The 6,431-nt window shown below is 63.8% G+C and carries 4 protein-coding genes; 1 reads left to right on the forward strand and 3 read right to left on the reverse strand.

Annotated elements, in window-relative coordinates; all coding sequences use genetic code 11:
• Positions 1-45: 45 nt before the first annotated feature.
• Complete coding sequence (locus tag ACXAF3_RS11400) at positions 46-2,475, reverse strand: glycoside hydrolase family 31 protein (RefSeq protein ID WP_475112424.1); 2,430 nt, start codon at positions 2,473-2,475, stop codon at positions 46-48.
• A 164-nt stretch (positions 2,476-2,639) separates the two neighbouring features.
• Positions 2,640-4,487: a glycoside hydrolase family 13 protein gene (locus ACXAF3_RS11405; protein ID WP_475112425.1), complete on the reverse strand. Its 1,848-nt coding sequence runs from the start codon at positions 4,485-4,487 to the stop codon at positions 2,640-2,642.
• A gap of 226 nt (positions 4,488-4,713) precedes the next feature.
• Between ACXAF3_RS11405 and ACXAF3_RS11410 the strand changes: the two genes are divergently transcribed.
• A complete protein-coding gene (locus ACXAF3_RS11410; RefSeq protein WP_475112426.1) occupies positions 4,714-6,234 on the forward strand; it encodes an MFS transporter in 1,521 nt (506 codons plus the stop codon).
• A 36-nt stretch (positions 6,235-6,270) separates the two neighbouring features.
• Here ACXAF3_RS11410 and ACXAF3_RS11415 read toward each other — a convergent pair.
• Positions 6,271-6,431 (reverse strand): transposase (locus tag ACXAF3_RS11415; RefSeq protein ID WP_475112429.1); only part of this gene is annotated, 161 nt, incomplete at its 5' end.

A 6,431-nucleotide genomic window follows, 5' to 3' on the forward strand; every position in this document is an offset into this window, starting at 1 on the left:
CGGCGTCCAAATCGGAAATCCTACCGATTGGAGCCCATCCTACGCTTAGTTATTGACGGCCAGTTGCAGAGGCTGCTTGCTCCAGGTGAATTTGACCTGCAGCCGATCGTCGCGCTTGTCATACCAGGCGCCCTGTTTTGCAGCGGCAAAGTCTTTTTCGCGCCGGAACAGTTCGAGGGGATTGCCATCGACTTCGATGCCGGCGGGTGACTGCTGCCAGTTGTGGATCTTCAGTGTGATTTGCCGCTGCTCCGGCATGCCCTGGTAGCCATCGCCATCGCGTTTGAAGCTGAACACAATGCCGTCGGCGCTTCTGTGCGCGGAGAAATCCAGCTTCTCGTACTGGCCGCGGGCAAAGGCGTCGGCGGTCTCGCCGTCGTCCTCGTAGATATAGCCGCTGGAGCGCAGCGCGCTCGGGTGGGCGTAGTAGTCCAGATTCAGTTTTGCGCTCGAGTAGTCGCGGGTGGTGGCGATATCGTCGATGGTCGGGATAAACGCGCCGGCGCGTACCAGTACCGGAATGGTTTCCAGATCCACGTCCACGCGCGCCGTCTCGCCCGAATACTGGTCGCCATTCCAGTAATCGAACCAGATGCCGCCGGGCAGCTTCACTTCCACTTTATCGACGCCCGCCTCGGTCACCGGCGCCACCAGAAAGTCATTGCCCCACAGGTAGGCATCCTTGTAGTCGATCAGCGTCGGGTCGCTTTCGTCTTCGAAAAACAGCGGGCGCATCAGCGGCATGCCGCTCTGGCTGTTCTCGAACGCCAGCGTGTAGTTGTAGGGCAGCAGCCGGTAGCGCAGCTTGACGTATTCGCGCAGGATATTTCTGGTCCTGCGGTCGTGGAAGACCGGCTCGGAGGCGATATGCTCCTGCGCATGGGGGCGGTAGACCGGCTGGAAGACGCCGTACTGCAGCCAGCGGATATAGAGTTCGCGGTCGAATTTTTCGCCGCCGGCGAAGCCGCCCAGATCCGAGTGCGTATAGCCGAAACCGAGCAGGCCCATGGACAGCGCCAGTTCCACCTGCGGCTGCAGGCCGCCCCACTCGCGCGCCACGTCGCCGGTCCAGGGGATCATGCCGAAGCGCTGGGAGCCGGCGAAACCGGCGCGCATCATAATAAACGGGCGTTCGCTCGGGTGTTCCGCCTTTTCGTGTTCGTACAGCATCTGCGCCCAGCGGTGTCCGTAGGCGTTGTGGATTTCGTCCGCCATGCCGATCGCGTGCACCGTATCCGACGGGTGCACCTCCGGCTCGCCCAGGTCGCCCCACCAGCCGGCCACGCCCTGTTCCCTGAGGCCGCGGTAGATATTCCAGAACCAGTCGCGGCCGTCCGCGGAGAATACGTCGATCAGGCCGGTGTTGCCGAAGTAGAAGTCGAAGCGCTTGGGCTGTCCGGCGAGGTTTTTCGCCAGCGCGTTGGCGGCCACCGCCTGGTCCCAGCGCTCTGAGGTGGACAGCACAAACGGCTCGGTGACCAGGATGGTCTGGATACCGCGCTCTTTCAGGTCGGCCATCATCTTTTCCGGCTCCGGAAACGCATTTCTGTCCCAGGCCAGATTGCCCATATGGCCCTGGATATCCGGGCCGAACCAGTAGAGATCCAGCACCAGCGCATCCAGCGGGAAGTCCTCCTCGGCGAACTTGTCCACGGTAGCGCGCACTTGCCGTTCGGTGCGGTAGCCGAAGCGGGAGGCAAAGTTGCCCAGCGCCCAGCGCGGCGGCAGCGGTTGCGGGCCCGTCACCGATACATAGTTCTCGATCAGCTGTGGGTAGCTGTCACCGGCGACGATGATATAGGAGGTGCGGCCGCCGACCGCCTCGAACTGCAGCACATCCGTTTCACTCGCGCCCAGGTCCAGGCTGCCGGTGGCGGAGTTGTCGAACAGCAGTATGTACTTGTTGCTGGACAGTATCGCCGGCACGGAGAAATACATCTGGTCCGATTCGGTGGTGTAGCCGTAGTGGGCCTTGTTGTACAGCGGCAGGCGGTGTCCGCGGCGGTCCATACCCAGCACCCGTTCGCCGCCGCCGAGCAGTTTTTCATCCGGTGCCAGCGCAAAGCGGAAGCCGCGCATCGTCTCGTTGGCGAAGAAGCCGAGCTCCTCGCCGGTCAGCGGCCGCCCGTCGCGCAGGTATTCGATGCGCAGTGGCGACTTGTGGATCACCGCGGTGAGACCGGGGGTGCCGTAGATCAGAGTGTCCGGTTTTTCTGTCAGCTTTGCCTCGGCGCCGTGCTTGCGCGCGCCGTCGATGGCGAAGGGGGGCAGCTGTTTCAGGCCGTCGCGCCGGTAGTGCACTTCCATCGCGGCGTCGTGGAGCGGGGTCAGGGTGACGCTGCCGTCGTTGGTATGGACGGTAAGCGCATTGTCACTCAGCGAGTGCTTCTGGTACTGCCGCACCTCGGCCGCACCGGCCAGGGCGCTGTACAGCAGGAGAAACAGTGTGCTGCTGCGCAATAAAATTTTCTGCATCTTCATCGCTCTATTTTTTAAATGCTTTGTTTTCGTTTGTAGGATGGGCAAAGCGCAGCGTGCCCATCAGCCGGGCTTCGATGGGCACGGGCCCGCCATGGATGGCGGGAGTGCAGAAAACGCACGGAGCATTTTTCTGCCTGCGCTTTGCCCATCCTGCGGAATCAATTCAGCTCCAGTACCAGCAGATCCCGCGCCGGGACTGTCAGCTTGTCGAGGGCGTAGCGGCGGCCGCTGATTACATCCACGCCCCGGGTTTCGCCGTCGATCACCTCCGCGAAGCGGCTTGTATCCAGTGCCCGCGGCCGGTCGGATTTGTTGAAGGCCACCATGATCTTGCTCGCGTCGTCGTAGCAGAAATACACATAGGTGCCGTCTTCCGGCGCGTAGTGTTTCAGCTGTCCGCGGTGTATCGCCGGGGTCCGCTTGCGCCAGTTGAACAGCCTGCGCACAGTGTCCTGAGCCTGTTTCTGCTGTTGGTTCAGTCCCTCGCCGGTAAAGGCGCTGCTGCGGTCGTCGGCCCAGCCGCCGGGGAAGTCGCCGCGCACTATGCCGTCGTGCCGCTCTTTGGGGCTCTGCAGCAGCACCTCATCGCCGTAGAAAAACTGTGGTATGCCGCGCATGGTGGCGAGATAGGCCACCGCCATCCTGAACAGGGCCGGGTCTTGGTCCAGCTGGCTGTACAGGCGGCTGGTGTCGTGGTTGCCGCCGAAGATCACCAGGCGCTCCGGCTGCGGGTAGAGAAAATCGTTGGCCAGACCCTCGTAGAGCAGGATCAGGCCGCTGTCCCAGCTGTCCGGTTGCGTCAGGCCCTCGCGCAGCGCGTAGTGCAGCGGGAAGTCCATCATGCTCTTCAGGCGCCCGCCGCTGACCTGCTCGCCCTCGCCGCGCTGCCAGTGGGCCACCAGCGCCGGATTGCGGGTCCACTCCTCGCCGACGATACTGAAGTCCGGGTACTCGCGCTGGATACGCGCGGCCCACTGTTGCAGGAATTGCGGGTCCGAATAGGCGTAGGTGTCGGCGCGGATACCGGACAGGCCCGCGTATTCGATCCACCAGAGGCTGTTCTGGATCAGGTAGTTGGCCAGCAGCGGATTGCGCTGATTCAGGTCCGGCATCGAGTCCACGAACCAGCCGTCGACGAAATCCCGTCTGTCGGCTTCACTCGCGTAGGGATCGACGTGGGTGAAGCGGCTGTGATTGGTGATCCGGTACTCGCCTTTCTTCGTGCCGCCGCCGTTCAGCCAGTCGCGGGCCGGCAGGTCGTCCATCCACCAGTGGCGGTCGCCGATATGATTCAGCACCAGGTCCTGGATCACACCCAGGCCGCGCTCGCGCGCGGCGGCGACAAACTGGCGGAATGCCTCGTTGCTGCCAAAGCGCGGATCGATCTTGTAGTGGTCCGTGGCGGCGTAGCCGTGATAGGAGTAGGCGGGCTGGTCGTTTTCCAGCAGTGGGTTGGGCCAGATCTGGGTGAAACCCATATCCGCGATGTAATCGAGATGCGCGCGCATGCCGGCGATATCGCCGCCGTGGCGGCCGCCGGGATCGTCGCGGTTCGCGGCCTCGAGGGTGTCTTCGCTGCTGTCGTTGCCCGGGTCGCCGTTGGCGAAGCGGTCCGGGGTGATCAGGTAGATGGCGTCGCTGGAATCGAAGCCGCGGCGCTGTGCGGAGCCGGGCGCGCGCGCTCGCAGTTGGTACTGGATAACGGCCCGGGGCCCGCCGTCGCCGCGCAGGGCGATTTCCACCGCGCCGGGCTCGGCTTCCGCCGACACCCGCAGGTCGATAAACAGGTAGTTGGGGTTGTCGGTGCGCTCCGTGCCGAGCAGGGTCACGCCGGGGTGGTCGAGCTGTGGCTCGAGCCCGGCGATATCTTTACCGTGCAGCATCAGCTGCAGGTCCGGTACCGCCATGCCGGTCCACCAGTTGGGCGGCTCCACCCGCTCCACCGCGGCCGCGGCCAGCGCGGGCAGGGCGCCGGTGAGCGCCAGTAGCCGTGAAAGGCGTTTCATAAGGGCCCCCTTGTTATCTGTTCACAATGCCCCAAGCCTCATTGTCGACGGTTTCGGAGCGGCTGATATCCCCCTCGGCCGAGGGGGAGAGGGGGCCCGGCTGCCGAACCGTCGCGGAGCCGGCTGCCGCTCCGCGCTTCTCCTCCCCCGGCGGGGAGGAGGGCCCCCCTCGACACTCCTGCGACAATGCCCGCATAACCATAATCAGTGATCAGCGGTGATTCCCATGTCCGAATCCTCCCCCGGCGCGGCCGCGCATCCGGTGAAACAGCCCAAGCTGCCCTTCTGGCAGGTGTGGAATGTCAGCCTCGGTTTCCTCGGCGTGCAGTTCGGTTTCGCGCTGCAGAATGCCAATGCCAGCCGCATCCTGTCGGATCTGGGGGCGGATCTGCACTCGCTGTCGCTGTTCTGGATAGTCGCGCCGCTGATGGGCCTGATAGTGCAGCCGATCGTCGGCTCCGCCTCCGACCGCACCTGGAACCGCTTCGGCCGCCGCAACCCCTATATCCTGTTCGGCGCCATCGCCGCGGCGCTGGGGATGGCGTTTATGCCCAATGCGGGCATTGTGGTCGCCTTTATTGCGCCGATTCTGTTCGGCGGCGTGATGCTGGCGCTGATGGACGCGGCCTTCAATGTGACCATGCAGCCGTTCCGCGCGCTGGTGTCCGATATGGTGCCGTCCGAGCAGCGCACCCTGGGCTATTCGGTGCAGTCGCTGCTGATCAATATCGGCGCCGTGTGCGGCTCGGTGCTGCCGTTTGTGCTCACCAACGTGATCGGCCTGGAGAACACCGCGAAGGCCGGCGAGGTGGCGCCGTCGGTGATCTGGGCCTTCTATATCGGCGGCACCGTGTTGCTGGGTTCGGTGCTGTGGACGGTGTTCCGCACCAGGGAGTATCCGCCGGAACAGTACAACGCCTACAAGGGCATCGATGCGGGGCAGCTGGCGCGCGAGCAGGCCGAGCGCAAGTCCCTGGCGCAGCGCCTCAAGGGGTTCTTCCGGCTGCTGATCACCATGCCGAAGACCATGCGCCAGCTGGCGTTGGTGCAGTTCTTCTCCTGGTTTGCGCTGTTTATCATGTGGGTCTACACCACGCCGGCCATCACCCAGCACGTCTGGGGCGTGGAGGCCAAGTGGTTCGATTCCCACTATCTGGAGAGCGTCGGCCAGGTGCCGGCGCATATCGCCGCGGCCAAGGGCGCCGCCGGCGACTGGGTGGGCATACTCTTCGCCGGCTACTCCCTGTTCGCGGCCATCTTCTCGGTTGCGCTGGCGAAGATCGCCAACACCCTCGGGCGCAAGCCGACCTACGCCTTGTCGCTGCTGTTGGGCGGCCTGGGCTATATCAGCTTCCTGCTGTTCCAGGGCGGCGCGCCGACCCGGGTGGACCTGCTGATCACTGAGGTCACCGTGCCCAGCGGCGCCCTGGGGCTGCTGCTGCCGATGGTCGGCGTCGGTATCGCCTGGGCGGCGATTCTGGCCATGCCCTACGCGATACTGTCCGACTCCCTGCCGGCGGCCAAGACCGGCGTCTATATGGGCATCTTCAACTTCACTATCGCCGCGCCGCAGATCGTTTCAGCGCTGGTGGCGGGTGCAGTGCTGAAGGGTATTTTCGACAACCAGGCGATCTATATCATCGTGCTGGCCGGGGTGTTTATGGTGCTCGGCGCCGTCTCCGTGTTCTTTGTGCGCGAGCAGCGCGCGGAACCGAGCAGTACAGTAGAGGAAGCGGTTACTGCCTGAGAAAAATAGCCCCTCGATGAGGGGCTTTTTTATGGTTCATCGCACTTTACCGGGAAACGCGGCTTTGATCTTTAGGAAGAAGTAGTCGTTGTCCCGGTATCCGTAGGCCGTGCGCTTGATCACCTTGATGCGGTTGTTCATGCCCTCCAGAACAGAGGTGTTTAGTCGGTAGGTAGCGCTGGCCACTATCCCCTCGA

The organism is Microbulbifer sp. ABF4_143, from assembly GCF_056160225.1.

What these genes read in the sequence shown, in the direction of transcription:
- ACXAF3_RS11400 (WP_475112424.1), bottom strand. Translation starts at nt 2,475, where the DNA reads ATGCAGAAAATTTTATTGCGCAGCAGCACACTGTTTCTCCTGCTGTAC.
- ACXAF3_RS11405 (WP_475112425.1), bottom strand. Translation starts at nt 4,487, where the DNA reads ATGAAACGCCTTTCACGGCTACTGGCGCTCACCGGCGCCCTGCCCGCG.
- ACXAF3_RS11410 (WP_475112426.1), top strand. Translation starts at nt 4,714, where the DNA reads ATGTCCGAATCCTCCCCCGGCGCGGCCGCGCATCCGGTGAAACAGCCC.